Raw genomic sequence first — 18,884 nt, 5'->3', positions numbered from 1 at the left:
ACCTTTCCTTTCCTTCCATCATTCCCACCACAGGTCTTCATTTCCATCGGATCCATTCTTCGTGGAACCGGTCATGGGGTGCGATTTTCTGGTCCGGATACCCCAAAGCAAACATGGCAAAGGCTTCTTCCTCTCCGGGCAGCCCTGCCAGTTGGGCCACAGCCGCCATCCGCTCCTCACGGGGATAAACACCCATCCATACACCGCCCAGGCCCTGGGCATCTGTCTCTACCCAAAGGTTTTCCAGGGCCGCACTGGTATCCACAGGAGCAAATTCCGGCAGCGGGCAGTCCTTCCGGAAACTGATGACCAGCAATGCCGGGGCGGCCGCCGCAAAGGTGGAGAACCGGCTGACCTGGGCCAATTTTTCAATCAAGCCCTGTTCTGTGACAACCGTAAACCGCCAGGGCTGCTGATTGCAGGCAGAAGGAGCTGCCATGGCCGCCCGCAGGATCTGTATGATTTTCTCTTTTTCGACGGATTTGGCAAGATATTTCCGTACACTGGTGCGATGGAACAGATTTTCCATAGACAAGGCCACCTTTCAAACATAAATTTTGATGATCTATTTATGATAGCATAAAATCACTCATCAGAAAGATCGTTTTTCGCAGGTACACCCGCTATAAGCGGGTCAATCAAAGCAATCGCCCCCCTGCCCTTTGTGCCCTTTGGCATATGACGTATGACAAAAAGAAGCTGCCGCTTTCGCGACAGCCTCTTTGTTCTGTATAGTTGGTGCGGCTGACAGGAATCGAACCTGCACGTCGAAGACACCAGATCCTAAGTCTGGCGCGTCTGCCAGTTCCGCCACAGCCGCATTTTGGGTAAAAAAAATTGGTGATCCACCCGGGATTCGAACCCGGGACACCCTGATTAAAAGTCAGGTGCTCTACCAACTGAGCTAGTGAATCACTTGGCTGGGGCAGCTGGACTCGAACCAACGCATGCGGGAGTCAAAGTCCCGTGCCTTACCGACTTGGCTATGCCCCAAGATAAAAAAAAAGGTGGGGTGGATAGTGGGGATCGAACCCACGCGTGCCGGAGCCACAATCCGGTGTGTTAACCGCTTCACCATATCCACCATTTATCATCGTCATCCGACGACTTTGTTATTTTAGCATAGGATAGCAGATTCTGTCAACCTGTTTTTCCAAAAAAACATCTTTTTTCTTCAGGCGCATCCTTATCAAGATAATCCCAGATTTCTCCATATCCCCATTTTGAATTATCTTTTCCCATGGAATCTGCCTCTTTCAAGTTTAATTATCTCCTATCACCCGAAGAAGTCAACCAAAATTTAACAGTTGCGTCATTCATGGATTCCTTTTTCCGGACCACCCGGATCCGATTCCCCCTATACACTCTGGCCGGGAATGTCACCTGATCCAGATAGAATACCCTAGTCCCTTCACCGGTCTAAAAAGAAAGCGCATCCCATCTGGGGATGCGCCATTTCTTCTGTATAAAATTCCGGTCGCAGAACCGCTTCCTTATCTCTTGGAGAACTGGGAAGCCTTTCTTGCTTTCTTCAAGCCGTACTTGCGACGTTCTTTTTCCCGAGGATCGCGGGTCAGCAGACCAGCTTTCTTCAGCAGAGGACGATAATCAGCGTCCACTTTCAGCAGGGCACGGGCAATACCATGACGGATTGCGCCAGCCTGGCCGGAGATACCGCCACCCACAACGTTGGCGATTACATCATATTTACCCAGGGTTTCGGTGGTATCCAGCGGTTGACGGACCACCAGTTCCAGGGTTTTCAGGCCGAAGTATTCACTCAGTTCACGGCCGTTCACTACGATCTTGCCTTCGCCCGGAACAAGGCGAACACGGGCAACGGAGCTTTTACGGCTGCCGGTTGCATCATACGTAACTTTTGCCATTTTCTAGTTCTCCTCTCCTCTTAGCGAATATCGATGGTCAGAACTTCAGGCTTTTGTGCAGCATGAGGATGTTCAGAACCAGCGTATACATGCAGTTTTTTGATGATCTGATTGCCCAGACGGTTTTTGGGGATCATCCCGCGAACAGCCAGCTCAACCATTCTTACAGGGTTCTTTTCCAGCATTTCGCCAGCTTTGGTATATTTGTCGCCGCCCAGATAGCCGGAATGACGGAAGTAAACTTTTTGAACCAGTTTCTTGCCGGTCAGTTTCACTTTGGCAGCGTTGATGATGATCACGTTGTCACCGGTATCCATGTGCGGGGTAAAAGTCGGTTTGTTCTTGCCGCGGAGCACCTTAGCAACTTCTGCAGCCAGACGGCCCAGAGTCTTGTCGGCAGCATCCACTACATACCATTTGCGTTCAATGGTAGCCGGGGTGGCCATGTATGTTTTCATCCTTATTCCTCCTAATAAAAACTCATAATCATTCTGTATCCAGTGATGAGTCTTTGGGGTACGGCCGGGGCTAACGGCACGGTCTCAAAGTGATACCGTAATATTGTACAGTATATTACAGCTTCTGTCAAGGAAAAATCCTTTATCGTCTCTTTTCCCGGGCCAGGAAATTGTACAGGGCGCCGATCAGACCTGCGTCATTCCCCAGTCCGGCAAAGGTCACCGTGGTCCGATCCAGGATCAGGGGAATCAGCTCTTTTTTCAGGCTGTCCTTCAGCATGGGTTCCAGCAGGTCCTGCTGGGCCATGATGCCCCCGCCCAAAATCACCCGCTGGGGATTGAGGATGTAGCAGATGCAGGCGATTCCGGAAGCCCACTGGTGGACCGTCTCCCGCAGCAGCCGGTGCAGCGGTTTGTCACCATGGCGCACCTGCTCGCAGATGATCTTACCGTTCAGGGTGGTGGGATCCACGCCCTTCAGTTTGGCGGCCTTTTCCACCAGAGTGGTCACCGAAGCCGCTTCTTCCCAGTGGATCCGGCTGCCCAGTTTGGCCTGTCCCACTTCACCAGCGGTGAAGCAGCTGCCGGGCCACAGTTTCCCGTCCAGTACAAAGGCGCCGCCGATACCGGTCCCCATCGTAAGGCAGAACAGGCTTTTGGCCCCTTTGCCGTTCCCCAGCCAGTATTCCCCCAGGGCAGCACAGTTCACATCGTTTTCCACCCAACAGGGCAAATGCAGCCGGTTCGTTACCAGCTGCATCAGGTTGATCCCGGTGAGCCCCGGGAAATGGGGTGCCGCGTGCATCATTTCCCCGGTCAGCGGATTCACCATCCCTGCCATGGAAACCGCAGCCCCCTGGATCTTGAAATATTTCTGGTAGGATCCAATCAGACCCAGCACCTGTTCCAGAAAGGCATCCACACCGTCTCTGGCGATACAATTGGGGATGCTGTCCTTGTTGAACAGCCGCCCCCGGCTGTCCGCCAGACCGTATTTGATGGCCGTGCCACCGATATCCAGGCAAATATATTTGTCCACGATGGCTCAGCCCCTTCAGCCCTGTGCGTTGATGAAGGCAATGGCTTTATCCAGCCGTTCCAGGGTTTTTTCCCTGCCCAGCAGCACCATCACATCGAACATGCCGGGGCTGAAGGTCCGACCGGTCAGGGCCAGACGGGTGGGATGGATCACCTTGCCCAGGGTGGTGCCCAGTTCTTCCGCCAGCTTGTTGTAGCAGGCTTCCGTGGTCTCCAGATTGAATTCAGGCAGGGCAGCCAGCGCATCATGGGCTTTCTGCAGCAGTTGGGCTGCTTCCGGTTTGAAGGATTTCTTCACACCCTTGGGATCGTATTCATCAAAATCCCTGAAGAAGTAGCTGGAACCGTCCGCCAGTTCCACCAGGGTCTTCACCCGGACCCGGACTACATCCACCAGATGGTCGAAATATTCCTGATGGGCCGGCAGGTACGTATCATCGATCAGGCCCGCCTTCTTGAAGAAAGGCACAGCCGCATCGGCGATTTCCCGCAGGGGCAGGCTGGACAGGTACTGGCCGTTCAGCCAGGTCAGCTTCTTCACATCGTAGACAGCCGCCTTATGGGACATCTTGCTGAAATCGAACTGTTTCACCGTATCTTCCAGGGTGAAGATTTCTTCGTCATTGCCAGGAGCCCATCCCAGCAGGGTCAGGTAATTGATGATGGCCTGGTGCAGATAGCCTTTTTCCCGGAATTCTTCCACGGAGGTAGCCCCATGGCGCTTGCTCAGCTTGCTCCGGTCCGGTGCCAGGATCATGGGCATATGGCCGAACTGCGGTGCCTTCCAGCCGAAGGCATCGTAGATCACCAGCTGTTTCGGGGTGTTGGTCAGATGTTCTTCCGCCCGCAGCACGTGGGTCATGCCCATGAAATGATCGTCCACCACGACGGCGAAGTTATAGGTGGGGATGCCATTGGTCTTCATGATGACGAAATCATCGAACTGGTTCCAGTTGAAAGTCACGTCTCCGTGGATCATGTCATGGACGGTGACAGTGCCTTCCCGGGGCAGTTTGATCCGGATGGAATGGGGTTCCCCGGCTTCCACCCGTTTCCTGGCTTCTGCAGGATCCAGGTCGCGGCAGGTACCGGCATAATGGAAAGGCTGCTTCCGTTTGCGCTGTTCTTCCCGCTGGGCTTCCAGATCCGCAGCGGTGCAGAAGCAGTAGTAGGCTTTGCCCTCGTCCACCAGCTGCTGGCAGTATTTCTTATACAGATCCAGCCTTTGGGACTGGTAGTAGGGACCGTGATCCCCGCCCACTTCCGGGCCTTCGTCCCAGTCCAGGCCCAGCCATTTCAGGCTGGTGATGATCTGGGAGACGGAATCTTCCTTCAGACGATCCCGGTCGGTATCTTCGATCCGCAGGATCATCCTGCCACCCTGGCTGCGTGCGAACAACCAGTTGAACAGGGCCGTCCGGGCCCCCCCGATATGCAGATACCCAGTCGGGCTGGGGGCAAACCGTACACGTACTTCACTCATGCTAAGCACCTCTCCATTCGTATTTTTACTCAAATCATTTGCGTTTCTGTTTCCGGGACGCTTCAGCGTACTTGGTGCCCCGTTTGTTGGGTCCCACGGCGCTCTTGCCCCGTTTGGGAACCCGTTTCTTCTTGGGCCGGCTGGGCGGTTTCACCGTCCGGCGCACTTTCTCGCCGGCCAGGTTCTGCCGCTCCAGGGTGATGTCCAGCTTCTTCTCCAGGTTCTGGAGCCAGCGGGTCTCATCCGCCGTATAGAAGGTGATGGCCATCCCCTCGTTGCCGGCCCGGCCGGTCCGGCCGATCCGATGCACATACCAGTCCGGATCATGAGGAATGTCGTAGTTCACCACCTGGGTGATGCCTTCCACATCCAGGCCCCGGGCAGCGATATCGCTGGCCACCAGGATCTGGAGCCTGGCCCTGCGGAAGTTTTCCATCACCTGACGTCTCTTGTTCTGGGACATATCCCCGTGGAGCACGTCCACATTGAATCCCTCTCCCTGCAGCCAGTCGCAGAGCTCGATGGCCCGTTCCTTGCTGCAGCAGAAGACCAGCATCAGGTAGGGATTATACCGGTGGATCAAAGAAGCCAGGGCTTCCGGCTTATGGTCCTCGTTCACCTTGATGCAGATCTGCTCAATGGTGGAAGCCGTGGCCTGTTTGGGTGCAATGTCGATGACCATGGGATTGGTGGTCAGGGTCCGGGCCAGCTTCCGCACCTCTTCATCCAGGGTGGCAGAACACAGCATGGTCTGGTGAGGCTGGGGCATCAGGCTGAGCAGGGTCTCGATATCGTCCCCGAATCCCTGGCGCAGCATTTCGTCTACTTCATCCAGCACCAGGTATTTCACCCCGCCCAGGCTGGTATTACCCTTGCGCAGGTGATCCAGCAGCCGGCCCGGGGTACCTACCAGTACCTGGGCCTTATGACCGATCTTCCGTTTTTCTTCTTCAAAATCCCGGCCGCCGCTGACGGTCAGGGTATGGATGCCCGTTTCCCCATCCAGTTTCCGGATTTCCCCGGCCGTCTGCTGGGCCAGTTCCCGGGTGGGAGACAGGATCAGGGCCTGGGCGTATTCCTTTTGGGGATCCACTTTATCAAACAGAGGGATTACAAAGGACAGGGTCTTCCCCACCCCGGTCTGGGCCCGGGCGATTACATCCCGTCCGGCCAGAAGGGCCGGGATAGCACGCTCCTGGACGGGCGTGGGAGTATCTTTTCCCGTGCGGTGGAGTTTCTCCACCATAGCCTCCTTGACCTTCAATTGAGCGAAACCTGCCGCCATCCGATCATCTCCTCTCATTATCTACTGAAATCGTACCCTTTATTATAACGTAAAAGACGGGCTGCCGCAACACGACAGCCCGTCTTCCTTTATCAATGCCCGATCCGGTCCATCCAGGCGAACAGATCCTCCAGATCATAATCCCCGGCATGGCCTTTCCCCCACACCGTGGCAAAATCCACGTCCTTGCCGGCCTCCTGCAGCTTCAGAGCCAGGATTGCCGGTACAGGAAGGGCGGTATCCCGATCCACTTCCCCATGGCGGATCCGCCAGTGCTCCGCCAGGGTCACCGGAGCCTTCCCGATATATTCCAGCGGGCTCAGCATCCGGATGGCTTCGGCCGGTGCCATGGGATTTTTGTCCGTCCGGTTCTGGAACCCGAAGGTACTGAAATGACGGGGCTGGTTGGTTTCCGTGCCGAATTCATCATTTTCTCCGGAGGAACCGCCCAGCCGGTCGAAGGCCGGTGCCGGCTTCAGCCGGGTGGCATAGACGGCATATTTGGCCAGGTCCATGGAAACCACCTTTCCATCCCGGATTTTCAGCCAGTCGATCCGGGACAGATCCGTACCGGCATCCAGGACCTTCTGGGCCCCTTCCATATAAGTCTTTTCGATATACTCCTTAAAAGAGCCGTTGCCCTTCTGATCCAGGGTCAGGGGGTTCCCATCGGCATCTTTCAGCCCCAGGCTGTTCACATACGCAGGGAACAGGGCCTTCAGCCGGGAAGAGACTTTTTTCTGTTCCGCCGTCAGGGCAGTTCCTTTCTGGCTTTCCTGGGGAGCATTGATCGGACGGCCGCTGACTCCATCCTTCTGGTCCCCAGACCCGGAGGGTACCGGTGTACCCTGAGGTTTCTGGTGTAACGTACCGCCGGGGCTCTGGTAATACGTATCGACTCCGTGAAAGACCCATTCATAGGCCAGATCGGCGTGAGGCAGATCCGTAATGGGACAATAGTCCATGGAAGCATAGATGTCATCCCGTTCTTCTGCCGCTCCCAGCTCTTTCAGATACGGTTCATAATCCGGGCTGTTGCCGGTGGCTCCCAAAAGAGCGGAAAGAGCCCCGCCGGCACTGGTCCCGTTGGAAATGATCTTTTCCGTATCCCCGGCCGGCAGCCGGTTGGCATTGTGCCGCAGATACCGGACAGCGGCTTTATAATCCACGATCAGGGCCGGTGCCTTCCCCACATAAGCTCCCCGGGCATCGGTGGTACTGCGGCCCCGGACAGCCGGAGACGCCACCACATACCCTTTGGACAGGGCCACCAGCATGGTGTTGGGTCCGTCGGAGTGGCTTTTGTCCGAAGGGTTCCCGGCCTGGCCGGGCATATATCCTCCCACGTTGTTGGGCAGGAAAATGGGAGCCGTTTTGGCCGTATACCCATTCACCGTCTTTCCTTCCAGGTAGGCAGCCGGTACGAACAGGTTCATCTGTTCGTACTCCGGGTTCCTGGGATGGGCCACATAGACCAGGTTCCGATACGCGTAGTAGGCAACCTGCTGATTGTCCAGGGGCAGGGACTCCTTCACCCCATTTTCCGGATGGAAATGCAAATCATAGGTCTGGACCGATTGGGTGGCAGGCTGCTGGGCAGTTGTCGTCTTTGCCGTCGCCGGTGCCGCCGTAGTCTGCCGTGCCACAGCCGGTACAGCCGCCCACACAGGGGATGCTGCTACAGGAGAAAGCAGGCTGCACAGCAGCGCAGCCGCCAGTGTTCTGGAAGAAAAATGCATCGATTCCACGTTCCTTTCTTTTCTATAAAACAGGGTAAAGCAAATCTGTCAACAAAAAAACAACGACAGCGCACAAAAGATATGCAGCTATCGTTGTTTTTATTGTAAGTCAGGAACATGAAATCCCCGTGAAAACTGTTATTTTCTTCCCGGATAGACCTTCAGCCCTTCAGCCAGGATGTGCATGGCCTTTTCCAGGTCATGGGTGTTCAGCACATAGGCCAGCCGGGCCTCATCCTGTCCCCGGTTCACATCGGAGGCATAGAATCCGTTGCCCGGTGTGATCATGACGGTCTCCCCGTCGATGTCAAAGTCTTCCAGCAGCCATTTGGCAAATTTCTCTGTATCATCGATGGGCATCTTCACCATCACATAAAAGGCCCCTTTGGGATCGGAAGAAATCACGCCAGGCATAGCAGCCAGGCAGGCCTTGATGGTATCCCGCCGTTTGGTGTATTCCTTCTTGACTTCCTCCCAATAGGATTTGGGGGTGGAGTACAGAGCCGCAGCACCCAGCTGTTCAATGTTGGGACAGGACAACCGGGCCTGGCAGCATTTCAGCAGTTCCTGCTGCAGGTCCCTGTTTTTCGTAATGATGCAGCCGCTGCGGGCACCGCAGGCACTGTACCGCTTGGATACAGAATCAATGAGCACCAGATTGTCATCCAGTTCATGCAGCATCCCAAAGCTGGTATACTCTCCATCGTACACAAATTCTCTGTAGACTTCGTCCGCAATCAGGGTCATATCGTATTTCAGGGCAATCCGGGCCAGCATGTCCATTTCTTCCCTGGTGTAGATCACACCGGTGGGATTCCCCGGATTGGTGATCAGCATGGCACGGGTCCTGTCCGTGATGTAGCTTTCCACCGTTTCCTGATCCGGCAGATGGTATCCCGTGTCAGGGGAAGTGGGAACTCCCTGGATTTCCACATTGTAGGCCCCGGTAAAGCTTTTGTAGTTGGCATAGAAAGGTTCAAACATCAGGACATTGTCCCCCGGATCGCAGGTGGTCATGATGGCAAAAGAAAGGGCCTCGCTGCCTCCATTGGTCACAAAGATATCATCGATGGCATAGTCCATGCCCCATTCGGCATAATACTTCCGGATGCCTTCCAGCAGTTTGGCATCCCCCTGGGATTTTCCGTAAGCCACCACTTTGGGATGGTAGGAAGCCACCCCCTTGAAAAAGCTTTCCGGCGTGGGGATATCCGGCTGTCCGATGTTCAGGTGATAGATTTTCTTGGTTTTCTCTACCCGGTTGGCAATGGGTGCCAGCTTACGGATGGGAGAAGTGGGAATATGCAGGGTCCGTTGAGAAATATGCATGGTTACGCTCCTTTTATTACAGCAAATCTCCAAAAATGGAATGGCCGATGAATTCCCGGATGATGGAATTGTTGGGAATGGCCTTATCGTCGATGGGTTCTACGATCTGGAGCATATCCAGAAAGTTCCGGGCAACCGGATATTCCGGTGCCTCTCTGGGAATCTGTTCCAGCAGAGGACAGGCATATTTCTTGAAAACAGCCAGCTCGTAGATCAACGTGGTGTTAAACATGATATCTGCTTCTTCACTGAAGGGAAAGATGTTCCGTTCTTCGCCCTGACGCACCTTGGGCCAGTTTTCAATGGTCTGCCGGGCGTTGTGGGACCGGAACTGGGAATCCCGTACCATGCGGCGCAAAAGCCGCATATCCGTAGTGGGGATCCGGTTGTAATCATCAAAGGAAAGAGGTGTCAGGGCGCTGATATAGATCTTCAGCTTGTTCCGCCGGCGGACCCGGGCTGACAGCTTCTCGTTCATCCCGTGGATCCCTTCCACCACCAGGACTCCATCATCCCCCAGATAGGCCTGCTGTCCCCGGTATTCCCGGTGGCCGCTCTTGAAGTTGAAGTGAGGAATGTCCACCGTTTTTCCGTCGATCAGTTGCTCCATGTGTTCGTTGAACAGCTCGGTATCCAGGGCCTCGATGGATTCGAAGTCATAACTGCCGTCGGGCAGCCGAGGTGTCTGTTCCCGTTCCTTGAAGTAGTTGTCCAGAGAGATGGGAATGGGCCGCAGTCCGTTCACCCGCATCTGAACAGAAAGCCGCTGGGAAAACGTGGTTTTGCCGGAAGAGGAAGGTCCGGCAATCAGCACCAGTTTCACCCTCCGGCCATCGGCGGCGATTTCGTCGGCGATCCGGGCAATGGATTTTTCGTGGTACGCTTCGCACATCTGGATGATGCCCCGGCTGTTTCCTTCTCTGATGAACTTGTTCAGGGCTGCCACCGTGGGACAATGGATGACCTGTCCCAGTCTTTCAGCCTGGGCATACACCTCGCCCAGTTTTTTCCGTGGCTGATACGGTTCCAATACGTCCAGATGGCCCCTGCCTCCAAACCGGAGCAGGATCCCATGGCCCACCCACACCAGTTCGAATTTCTGCAGATAGCCCAGATTGGGCAGCAGCGGACTTACGAAGAACGCACTCTCCCCCGCCAGCTGATAGATATTGATCCGGTACTCCTTCGGCACTGCCTCCAGCAGGGGAGCCTGATCATCGTAGAACCGGGGATTCACATAGGGCCAGGCATCATCCTTGGCAATGGTCTTCACTTCAATGGGTTCCTGGCTGCGGATCAGTTCCTCCATGCACCGGGTGATGTCCTCCAGATCGTACTTGCTCAGGAAAATCTTGTTCTTCACGGCGCAGTACAGCCCATCGCCGAAGGTATTCTCCACCTCCAGCCGCACTTCCGGCCGTTCTTTGGCCATGGCCACGATCAAGGCGAACTGGAAGGTGGCGATGTACGCCCGGTACCCCGCTTCCGTGGAAAGGTCACAGAACTTCACCTGGGCTCCCTCCTCCGGACAAAGCTGCAGCGGAGTTGCCCGCCCATCCACAGTTGCCAGGGCAATGGGCGCCGGAAATTGGGACTGGTACTCCCGGGCCAGAGCCATCAGGGGTGTACCCCGATGCACGCTCTTCACTTTTCCGTCAGGACCCGTAATTTCCATGTTTCTTCCTCTCCTTTTCCCATCTGCAAAAAGAGGACACATCCCAGGATGCGTCCTCTTTTTCTCTACACAACCTGTTTTCTGCCGTGCTCAGTCTTCTCCCAAAGCATCCATGGCTGCTTTGATCTTGGCGGCCATGCCGTAGATCTTTTTCTTGGGAACGCCGCACACGGCCACCCGGACACCGGCAGCCAACGGTACACAGAAAATATTGTCCTCATGGAGTTTGTTGCAGACGGCTTCCGGATCTTTGGCCGGAATGGACAGGAAGAACCCGGAGATGTACGGCAGCATCTTCAGGCCACAGGCTTCGGCTTCTTCCGTAAAGATATCGCCCCGTTCCTGGATCATGGTATAGTAATGGGCCCGCTCCTGCTGGATCTGATCCAGCAGATGTTCATCGCTGTAGATGGTATCCAGGGTATCCATGGCACCCCGGTTGCAGTTGGACCAGCAGGCACGGCTGGTGATCTTGTTCACGTTGATGAATTCCAGGATCTGTTGTTCATCGTTGGTCACCCCGATCAGGGCACCGCAGCGCTGGCCGTACATGGTAAAGCTCTTGGACAGGCTGTAGGCAATCAGGCCAAAGATGTTCTTCGGCAGGTTGGAAAGCTTGCGGAAGATCTTCCGGACTTCTTCCCTGTCACCGGCGTAGTCGATATAAGCCACGTCCAGACACAGCACTGCCTTCTTTTCCGTCCCTTCGATGCAGCTTTCCAGCATCTTCAGTACATTTTCGATTTCTTCCGGAGTCAGGCTGAATCCAGTGGGGTTATGGGCAGGGGTATTGATGATCAGCAGGATCCGATCCTGTTTGGCCAGGATTTCCCGTACCTTCTTTTCACACCCTGCCAGGTTGAATTTATTGTCTTCCGTTACCATGGGATAGGTATCCAGATGACGGTCCATATCTTCGCAGATGTTCTTGTAAGCGCCCCAGTACCATTCAGAAGTCAAGACGGTATCCCCCACCTCTGCATAGTTCCAGACGGCATGGTGGATGGCCCCGGTACCGCCGGCGGTGGCAATGGCCGCTGTGAAAGCTTCCGGACGAGACTGGCTGAAGCAGGCATTCTGCACCAGTTCCAGGTATTCAGGCAGACCCATGATAGGGGCATACCGGAAATATTCATCATCTTTCAGACCCCGATAGATCTTGCTCACAGTGGGCAGCACCACAAATTTTTCGTCGTTGTCCAGGATACAGCCGATGGTGGCATTGATCACATTGTCTTTACCGATTTCACTGATCCGTTTCTGGGCAGCTTCACTGGCACCAAAAATGCGGTCCTTGGACGGTTTTCCCTTTTTCAAAGCATGCGGTGCAACACAGCTGTTAATCATAATAGTAGGTCCTCCCCTCAGTAGCAAAAGCGAACGTTTCACAACGTACCAGAATCGTTGTACATTCTATTATCTCATTATTGAAGAAATCGGTCAATAACTCTGGGGAATTTATCATGATTTGGAACTTTTCTTTAGGACAATATGGAATTTTCCGTTATAGCGGATTTTTCGGCCGGAGCCGTCCGCCTCCAGGGTCCCATTCTCTGTCCAGCATCCTGGATGGGCCTGTTCCCACTGGCGAAAAAACGTAAGCAGCTGGAAATAGTTCCCTTCCAATGTCACCTCCAGCCATTCTGCCGTTCCCTGCTCCTGTTTTTTCCCTGGAGGGATCACCAGCTGAAAACACTGTACCTGGCACCGCTCTGCTGTCCGTTCCAGTTCTTCCAGCCAAACTTCCCGGGGCCGGGGCTGCTCCAGTTTCCTGGCATTCTCTTCCAGCTTTCTTTTTTCTTCCTCTACCGCTTCCCCATCCCAATGGGTTGCGAACCGCTGCAGCTGAGCCACCCTTGCTTCCAGCTGCCGGGCCTGTTCCTGCCGGACCAGAGCGCTGTGCCAAAGAGGCTGCACTCCCTGCAGCAGGATCCCCAGATCCAGCAGCAGGATCCCCAGCCACAGCCCCTGTCCCCGGAGCCATTTCATCTGCAACATGTGGCTTTCAACTTTCATGGTCACCTGCTTTCCACCAGCCATGGAGCGCAAACTGCACGGAAGGATTTTCCTCCGGCTGTTCTTCCAGCCGCTCCAGTCGGATGCCACTGATGCCGGGCTGCTTCTGGAGCCGTTTGGTGAACTGCAGTACCGCCTGCCGGCTCAGACTGCGGCCTTCCAGAGAAAACCCGGGGTGTTCCTTTCCCTTCTCCTGCTGCAGCCGGGTCACCTGGCAGTCCGCCGGCAGGGTATTGCCCAAAAGGGTCAAAAAAGAAGTCCAGGACAGCTGCTTCTGTTCCAGCTGCTGCAACCGTTCCTGCTGTTGTTTCTTCACTTTCTGACGAGCCCGGGCCTCCTGCCAGAGGATTTCCCACCCGGCGGCCTCCTGCAGCCGTTTCTCCTGGTACTTTTTCCGTCCGCTCCAGTAAAACTGCAGGCCGGCCCCAATGACCAGCAGACAGCAGAGAAGGGCAGAGGTTCCTTTGGCCAGGAGGGGCAGCCAATCCTTCCTCTGCCAGTCCGGCCCGGCCTGAAGAGAAAAGTGGAAGCCCGGTTCACCGGCATCCGGCAACAGACCGCCCAGGGCCCCGTACAGACTGTCTGTCCAGGGTCGGCGCTCCCGTTCCTCGTAACAGGGTGCCCACCGGAACCAGGGAGCCGTTTCCACCGGCTGTACCGGGCAGCCCCATTCCTGCTCCAGGACCGCTTTCCAGGCTGCCAGTTCTTCCGATGTTCCGCCTCCCAGATAAACCTGCTCCGGCAGCGTCTCCACCTCAGGGATTTCCTCCGGTGGGAACAATCCAGTGGCCAGGAGAATCCCCTTCTTATACCAGCCATAGGAGATTTCTGTCTCCTGCCGCAGCAGCAGCAGGGTCAGGGCCCCTTTTGGGAACAAACGGCTCCAGCTCTGGGCCAGGGGCTCCACCCGCAGGATCTTCCATGCCAATGTTCCGGCCAGCTGATCCAGGAATTTTCTCCGCCGATCCAGCAGAAGTTCCGCCAGGACCTGTCCGGGCTGATCCGGATGGGGCTGCAGCACCAGAGAGAAGCTGCCCGCAGGATAGGACACCTGCTGAAGGATTTCCCAGGAAGCTTCCTCCTGCTGTTCTTTCCAGGAAAGACCGGAAAGGGACAATTCCCGCAGTTCCGTCCACTCCGGTGCCAGGGACAGGTTCACCTGTCTGGCCGTAAAGCCTCGTTTGGCGCAGACTGCCTGCAGCCACTGGGCCACTGGGTCCGCCTGGCCATGCTCCAGAGATGCCCGCAACCGATCCGGCCAGACCATTTCAAGATACCGCTGGGCTTCCCACTGGCTGCCCCGTCGTTCTCCCTGGAGCAGTACCAGCTTCTTCTCCCCCAATACGACACTGAGCATTGCAGAGGGCCACGGTTTCAACCGCCGCAGCAATCGTTGGAACCGGACCTTCACCGTCTCTGCTCCCCGTCCGAAAGAGTATTCCAGGGTCCCCAGCAGCAGAGGCAGGCCACCGGCAGGATCCAGCCCGAAGGGAAGCCCCCACCGCTGACAATCCAGCAGGAAGGCAGCCCCGCACAAAAAAGGGCCAAAGGGAATGGGTGCATGCCAGGCCTGCATCCGTCCGGCTCTGGGAGCCTGGAATACCCTCCACAGGACAAACAGGAAGGCACCAGCCACGGCCCAGAGCAGACTCTCCCCGCCCCGCAGGGTCCCCAGCCAGAAGCCCAGCAGTCCCACCAGTTTCGGGTCTCCGGCGCCCAGTCCATGGGGTTTCCAGCGGCGCAGCAGCTCCATGCCTCCGCCCAGTACCAGGGCCCCCATGATTCCCAGGCTGAGGGAAGACCCGGCCAGGAACCGGTAGGCCAGGAACAGCAGCCCCAGGGGATAGAACAGGCCCTCATACAGCTGCAGTTCCGCCATGTCCAGGAAGGAAAGCAGGAGCAGCAGGGACAGGATGCCCCAGCGTACCAGGAGCAGCAAACCCGGACCCGTCTGGAATCCAACCAGGAGGAACAGCAGGCCGGTGATGATTTCCTGCCAGAAATACCGGGACGGGATCAGGGCCCCGCAGTACCGGCAGCGTCCATCATTCAGGAAATATCCGGCCAGGGGCACCAGTTCCCGCGCCTCCAGCCTGTGACCACAATGGTCGCAGTGAGACCTGGGGCTCCAGAGACTTTCCTCCCTCTGGAGCCGCACGGCACACAGGCCCAGAAAACTGCCCATGCAGCATCCGATGAGAAAACAGAAAACGCCATAAACAGCGTGGATCACCATGGTACACCTCCCTCAGCCCTGGATGCTGGTCCGCAGCTGGATGGCCTCTCCCAGGTGGAGAGCCGTGATTTCCCGGCTTCCTCCCAGATCGGCAATGGTCCGGGCCACCTTGATGATCCGGTCATGGCTGCGTGCACTGAGGCCCAGGCTGATGAAATATTTTTCCAGCAGGCATTCCGCTTCCCGGGTCATGGGGCAGAAGGCTTTCACTTCCCGGCGTCCCATGCTGGCATTGCAGAACAGATGGGTTCCCTTCAGCCGGTCCCGCTGGAGCTTTCGGGCCGCCACCACCCGTTGCCGGATGGCCGCCGAACTCTCCTCCTTCCGGGTACTTTTCATCTCCTGGTACTGAAGACGGGGCACGTGGATCTGGATGTCGATCCGATCCAGCAGAGGACCGGAGATTTTTTTCCGATACCGGGCAATGTCTCCGGGCCTGCAGGTACACTGGTGGATGGAGTCCTCCTCCCCCCAGAAGCCACAGGGACAGGGATTCTGGGCCGCCACCAGGATAAACCGGGCCGGATAGGTCAGGGATGCCTGGACCCGGCTGATGGTCACCATCCCGTCTTCCAGGGGCTGACGCAGTACTTCCAGGGCACTGCGGGAGAATTCCGGCAATTCATCCAGAAACAGGACCCCGTGATGGCTGAGGGTCACCTCTCCCGGCCGGGGGATGCTGCCGCCACCGATGAGGGCACTCTGGTAAACCGTATGGTGAGGACTCCGGAAGGGGCGCTCCACCATAATGCCATGGCGGCTTTTCAGCAGTCCGGAAATACTGTAGATCTTGGTTACCTCCAGAGCCTCCTCCTCCGTCATGGGAGGCAGGATGCTGGGCAACCGCCGGGCCAACATGGTTTTACCCGCACCGGGAGCACCCACCATGAGCACGTTATGACCGCCGGCAGCTGCGATTTCCAGTGCTCGTTTGGCCACCCGCTGCCCCTGCACATCGGCAAAATCCACCAGGTCCTCCGGCGGGCTTTCCAGGTCCAGGACCTTTTTGGCCAGGGGCTGCAGCGGATGCGTCCCTTCGAAATGGTCGATGATCTCTCCCAGGCAGCTCACCGTAAAAACTTCGATGCCCTCCACCAGTTCCCCTTCGGTGGCGTTCCCCGCCGGAATGAAAATAGCGGGCAAGCCTTCTTCCCGGGCCCGGAGGATCATGGGCAGGATGCCGTTTACCGGGCGCAGGGTGCCGTCCAGGGCCAGTTCTCCGGCGAACACCGGCATGGGTTCCGGCAGCTTCACATACTGTTTGGCTGCCAGCACTCCCAGGGCAATGGGCAGATCCAGCCCGGCTCCATCCTTTTTAAGGTCCGCCGGAGCCAGGTTCACCGTGATGTGGGTATCCGGAAAGTGGAACCCTGAATTCTTGATGGCCGCCTTCACCCGTTCCCGGGCCTCCTTCACGGCCACATCCGGCAGGCCCACCATCTCAAAGGCCGGCATGCCATTGGTCACATCCACTTCCACCGTAACCATTTCTCCATTGATGCCCCGGGTGGTCTCTCCCCAAGTGCGTGCATACATGGGATCAGCTCCTTCTGGTAATCTGGGTTGGTCTGGACAGTCCCGGCAAACGGTTCTGTCTTTCTGTTAAAAACAATTCTTCAAATGATTCAGAGAAATCTGTCCATATAAATCCAGGACTTCGATGATATCGAACTGGTACCGGAACCGGTGCACCTGATGGGTCTTCAGGTACAGGTAGGCGGATTTGCGCAGCCGCTCCTGTTTGGCACGGGTCACCGCCTCCGCCGGTCGTCCGTAGGTCAGCGTGTGGCGGCTCTTTACCTCCACAAAGGCCAGGATACCCCGCTGCCGGGCGATGATGTCGATTTCGCCCCAATGACAGCTGAAGTTCCGTTCCAGGATCTCATAGCCATTCCTTTCCAGGTACTGCACTGCGGCATCTTCGCCCCAGTTGCCGAATTTCCGTCGTGCATGGACCATCCGGAATCCCTCCCTTATTTCAATTGCAGCAGCCGATTCTCGCTGATGGCTTCCCCGGTATCGCCCATGCTCTTCAAGGGCTCGTAGCTTCTCCGGTGCCAGGGCGTGGGACCGCAGTCCAGCACCGCATGCATGTGTTTGGCCGTACCATATCCCTTGTGGGTGGCAAATCCGTACTGAGGATACTCCAGATCCAGCTGTTCCATGATCCGGTCCCGGGTGACCTTGGCGATGATGGAAGCCGCTGCCACCGCTGCACTCCGGCTGTCCCCCCTGACCACATCCTGCACCGGCAGATCCGGAAGGTTCAGTGGCATGGCATCAGTAATGGCCGCCAGGGGCCGCACCTTCATATGGGTCAGGCACAGCGTCATGGCCTGTTTGGCCGCCTGGTAGATGTTCAGGGTATCGATTTCTCTGGGTCCCAGGATACTCACGGTAACAGCCACCGCCTGGTCCAGGATCTCCCCATACAGTTCCTCCCGACGTTTGGCACTTACTTTTTTTGAATCATTCAGTCCCGGAAGCCAGATGGTATGGGGCAGGATCACCGCCGCTGTCACCAGGGGACCCGCCAGCGGACCCCGTCCTGCTTCATCACAGCCGGCCACATATTCCAGTTCCCTGTCCCAGTACTGCTGTTCCATGGACTGGAGCTGCTGCAGCCGCTGCTGTTCCTTTCTCTTTTTGATCTGCTTTTTTTCATAGGAAGCCAGGAGGTGCTGCACCCCCATCCGCGGGTCTTCGGACCACAGGGCCAGTTCCGCAGCGGTAGGGCCCTGGGCCAGCCGCTCTTTGATGTAGCTGACCTTCTTTTTCTCGTCCATTACTGCTCTCCTCCTGTTTTAGGCGCTGTTTCCAGGGTAAAGGCTCCCAGCTTTCCACTCTTGAAATCCCGCAGCACCATCTGGATGGTCTTGTTCTTGTCAGCCACGCCGCCAGCCTGCAACCAGCCCCGGGACAAGGCGATTTTTTCCTCCACAGTCTCCACCGTATCTTCCGTTGTCAATTCAATCTTATAATTGGCACACAGTTCCTGGGGATACCGTTTCATCAGCCGCTGCACCAGGATGTGCACAGCGATTTCCTGGTCGAACACCTCTTCCCGGATGGCTCCGGTCACAGCCAGGCAGAACCCCGTTTCCGGATTGTCGAACTTGGGCCACAAAACTCCCGGCGTATCCAACAGTTCCAGTCCCTTGCCCAGGATCACCCACTGAGGTCCCCGTGTCACGCCGGGTTTGTTCTGGGTCACGGTCTTGTTCCGGCCCAGCAGCCGGTTGATCAGGGTGGATTTGCCCACATTGGGGATGCCCACAATCATGACCCGGATGGAACGGTTGCGCACGCCTTTCTTCCGCCATTTTTCCAGGGTAGGTTCCCCGGCCTTCTGGATGGCTGTTACCAGAGCCTTGACACCTCTTCCCTTCTGGCAGTCCACTTCCAGTGCGGTAAAGTTCTTTTTCTTCAGCCAGGTCAGCCAGGCCCGGGTCTGGTCCGGGTCCGCCATATCCGTCTTGTTCAGCACCACGATTTTCTGCTTGCTGCCAATCAGCTGCTGCAACATGGGGTTGGCACTGGACCGGGGAATCCGGGCATCCAGCAGTTCCACCACCACATCCACCAGTTTCAGGTTGGCTTCCATCATCCGCCTGGCCTTGGTCATATGGCCTGGGAACCACTGGATGTGCAGTTTCTTTTCTCCGAAGGTATTCTCCATTCTTACATGTCCTTTCTCTATAGACAGCGGCATGGCCGCCTGACTCGCATGGGTCCCATT

16 protein-coding genes and 4 tRNA genes are annotated in these 18,884 nt (G+C 56.5%); all 20 read right to left on the bottom strand.

Features of this window, described 5'->3' with window-relative positions; translation table 11 throughout:
- Window positions 1-37 precede the first annotated feature (37 nt).
- Window positions 38-529 (bottom strand): nitroreductase family protein, encoded by a 492-nt coding sequence (locus BQ5462_RS04980; protein WP_071142313.1) that lies wholly within the window; start codon window positions 527-529, stop codon window positions 38-40.
- Window positions 530-736: 207 nt separating this feature from the next.
- A tRNA-Leu gene (locus BQ5462_RS04975) sits at window positions 737-820 on the bottom strand.
- A gap of 18 nt (window positions 821-838) precedes the next feature.
- Window positions 839-914 (bottom strand) — tRNA-Lys (locus BQ5462_RS04970).
- Between the two features lie 3 nt (window positions 915-917).
- Window positions 918-993: transfer RNA gene (locus BQ5462_RS04965), tRNA-Gln, on the bottom strand.
- 15 nt (window positions 994-1,008) lie between these two features.
- Window positions 1,009-1,084, bottom strand: a tRNA-His gene (locus BQ5462_RS04960).
- Window positions 1,085-1,493: 409 nt separating this feature from the next.
- Window positions 1,494-1,886: a 30S ribosomal protein S9 gene (gene rpsI, locus BQ5462_RS04955; RefSeq protein ID WP_071142312.1), complete on the bottom strand. Its 393-nt coding sequence runs from the start codon at window positions 1,884-1,886 to the stop codon at window positions 1,494-1,496.
- A 20-nt stretch (window positions 1,887-1,906) separates the two neighbouring features.
- Window positions 1,907-2,344 (bottom strand): 50S ribosomal protein L13, encoded by a 438-nt coding sequence (gene rplM, locus BQ5462_RS04950; protein ID WP_071142311.1) that lies wholly within the window; start codon window positions 2,342-2,344, stop codon window positions 1,907-1,909.
- Window positions 2,345-2,486: 142 nt separating this feature from the next.
- Window positions 2,487-3,383, bottom strand: coding sequence for an ROK family protein (locus tag BQ5462_RS04945; RefSeq protein ID WP_071142310.1), 897 nt, complete (start codon window positions 3,381-3,383; stop codon window positions 2,487-2,489).
- A 15-nt stretch (window positions 3,384-3,398) separates the two neighbouring features.
- The gene (gene gltX / locus BQ5462_RS04940) at window positions 3,399-4,865 is read right to left on the bottom strand and encodes a glutamate--tRNA ligase (protein WP_071142309.1); all 1,467 of its coding nucleotides are present in this window, start codon (window positions 4,863-4,865) and stop codon (window positions 3,399-3,401) included.
- A 34-nt stretch (window positions 4,866-4,899) separates the two neighbouring features.
- On the bottom strand, window positions 4,900-6,150 hold the full coding sequence (locus BQ5462_RS04935; RefSeq protein ID WP_071142308.1) for a DEAD/DEAH box helicase: 1,251 nt from the start codon (window positions 6,148-6,150) through the stop codon (window positions 4,900-4,902).
- 92 nt (window positions 6,151-6,242) lie between these two features.
- Window positions 6,243-7,889 (bottom strand): subtype B tannase, encoded by a 1,647-nt coding sequence (locus BQ5462_RS04930; protein WP_071142307.1) that lies wholly within the window; start codon window positions 7,887-7,889, stop codon window positions 6,243-6,245.
- A gap of 138 nt (window positions 7,890-8,027) precedes the next feature.
- Window positions 8,028-9,218, bottom strand: a complete 1,191-nt coding sequence (locus BQ5462_RS04925) for a pyridoxal phosphate-dependent aminotransferase (protein ID WP_071142306.1) — start codon at window positions 9,216-9,218, stop codon at window positions 8,028-8,030.
- A 16-nt stretch (window positions 9,219-9,234) separates the two neighbouring features.
- The gene (locus BQ5462_RS04920) at window positions 9,235-10,893 is read right to left on the bottom strand and encodes a nucleoside kinase (RefSeq protein ID WP_071142305.1); all 1,659 of its coding nucleotides are present in this window, start codon (window positions 10,891-10,893) and stop codon (window positions 9,235-9,237) included.
- 90 nt (window positions 10,894-10,983) lie between these two features.
- Complete coding sequence (locus BQ5462_RS04915) at window positions 10,984-12,240, bottom strand: pyridoxal phosphate-dependent aminotransferase (RefSeq protein ID WP_071142304.1); 1,257 nt, start codon at window positions 12,238-12,240, stop codon at window positions 10,984-10,986.
- Window positions 12,241-12,354: 114 nt separating this feature from the next.
- Window positions 12,355-12,909 (bottom strand): hypothetical protein, encoded by a 555-nt coding sequence (locus tag BQ5462_RS04910; RefSeq protein WP_071142303.1) that lies wholly within the window; start codon window positions 12,907-12,909, stop codon window positions 12,355-12,357.
- Entirely contained in the window at window positions 12,899-15,145 is a 2,247-nt protein-coding gene (locus tag BQ5462_RS04905; RefSeq protein ID WP_071142302.1) for a prepilin peptidase, read from the bottom strand. The genes BQ5462_RS04910 and BQ5462_RS04905 overlap by 11 nt, the downstream gene beginning before the upstream one ends.
- A gap of 12 nt (window positions 15,146-15,157) precedes the next feature.
- On the bottom strand, window positions 15,158-16,681 hold the full coding sequence (locus BQ5462_RS04900; RefSeq protein WP_071142301.1) for a YifB family Mg chelatase-like AAA ATPase: 1,524 nt from the start codon (window positions 16,679-16,681) through the stop codon (window positions 15,158-15,160).
- A gap of 66 nt (window positions 16,682-16,747) precedes the next feature.
- A complete protein-coding gene (locus BQ5462_RS04895; RefSeq protein WP_071142300.1) occupies window positions 16,748-17,104 on the bottom strand; it encodes a YraN family protein in 357 nt (118 codons plus the stop codon).
- Between the two features lie 14 nt (window positions 17,105-17,118).
- On the bottom strand, window positions 17,119-17,931 hold the full coding sequence (locus BQ5462_RS04890; protein WP_071142299.1) for a ribonuclease HII: 813 nt from the start codon (window positions 17,929-17,931) through the stop codon (window positions 17,119-17,121).
- Complete coding sequence (gene ylqF, locus BQ5462_RS04885; protein ID WP_071142298.1) at window positions 17,931-18,824, bottom strand: ribosome biogenesis GTPase YlqF; 894 nt, start codon at window positions 18,822-18,824, stop codon at window positions 17,931-17,933. The genes BQ5462_RS04890 and ylqF overlap by 1 nt, the downstream gene beginning before the upstream one ends.
- Between the last annotated feature and the right edge of the window lie 60 nt (window positions 18,825-18,884).

This window comes from Acidaminococcus timonensis (assembly GCF_900106585.1).
In the GTDB taxonomy this organism is placed as follows: Bacteria; Bacillota; Negativicutes; order Acidaminococcales; family Acidaminococcaceae; genus Acidaminococcus; species Acidaminococcus timonensis.
The sequence above is the reverse complement of the archived record's forward strand: the minus strand, read 5'-3'. Positions and strand labels throughout refer to the sequence as shown.

Bases quoted from the DNA above. Each gene is read 5' to 3' on its own strand.
- BQ5462_RS04920 (WP_071142305.1), bottom strand. From the start codon at position 10,893: ATGGAAATTACGGGTCCTGACGGAAAAGTGAAGAGCGTGCATCGGGGT.
- BQ5462_RS04930 (WP_071142307.1), bottom strand. From the start codon at position 7,889: ATGCATTTTTCTTCCAGAACACTGGCGGCTGCGCTGCTGTGCAGCCTG.
- rplM (WP_071142311.1), bottom strand. From the start codon at position 2,344: ATGAAAACATACATGGCCACCCCGGCTACCATTGAACGCAAATGGTAT.
- ylqF (WP_071142298.1), bottom strand. From the start codon at position 18,824: ATGGAGAATACCTTCGGAGAAAAGAAACTGCACATCCAGTGGTTCCCA.
- BQ5462_RS04890 (WP_071142299.1), bottom strand. From the start codon at position 17,931: ATGGACGAGAAAAAGAAGGTCAGCTACATCAAAGAGCGGCTGGCCCAG.
- BQ5462_RS04925 (WP_071142306.1), bottom strand. From the start codon at position 9,218: ATGCATATTTCTCAACGGACCCTGCATATTCCCACTTCTCCCATCCGT.
- BQ5462_RS04905 (WP_071142302.1), bottom strand. From the start codon at position 15,145: ATGGTGATCCACGCTGTTTATGGCGTTTTCTGTTTTCTCATCGGATGC.
- BQ5462_RS04895 (WP_071142300.1), bottom strand. From the start codon at position 17,104: ATGGTCCATGCACGACGGAAATTCGGCAACTGGGGCGAAGATGCCGCA.
- BQ5462_RS04900 (WP_071142301.1), bottom strand. From the start codon at position 16,681: ATGTATGCACGCACTTGGGGAGAGACCACCCGGGGCATCAATGGAGAA.
- BQ5462_RS04915 (WP_071142304.1), bottom strand. From the start codon at position 12,240: ATGATTAACAGCTGTGTTGCACCGCATGCTTTGAAAAAGGGAAAACCG.
- BQ5462_RS04910 (WP_071142303.1), bottom strand. From the start codon at position 12,909: ATGAAAGTTGAAAGCCACATGTTGCAGATGAAATGGCTCCGGGGACAG.
- rpsI (WP_071142312.1), bottom strand. From the start codon at position 1,886: ATGGCAAAAGTTACGTATGATGCAACCGGCAGCCGTAAAAGCTCCGTT.
- BQ5462_RS04980 (WP_071142313.1), bottom strand. From the start codon at position 529: ATGGAAAATCTGTTCCATCGCACCAGTGTACGGAAATATCTTGCCAAA.
- gltX (WP_071142309.1), bottom strand. From the start codon at position 4,865: ATGAGTGAAGTACGTGTACGGTTTGCCCCCAGCCCGACTGGGTATCTG.
- BQ5462_RS04935 (WP_071142308.1), bottom strand. From the start codon at position 6,150: ATGGCGGCAGGTTTCGCTCAATTGAAGGTCAAGGAGGCTATGGTGGAG.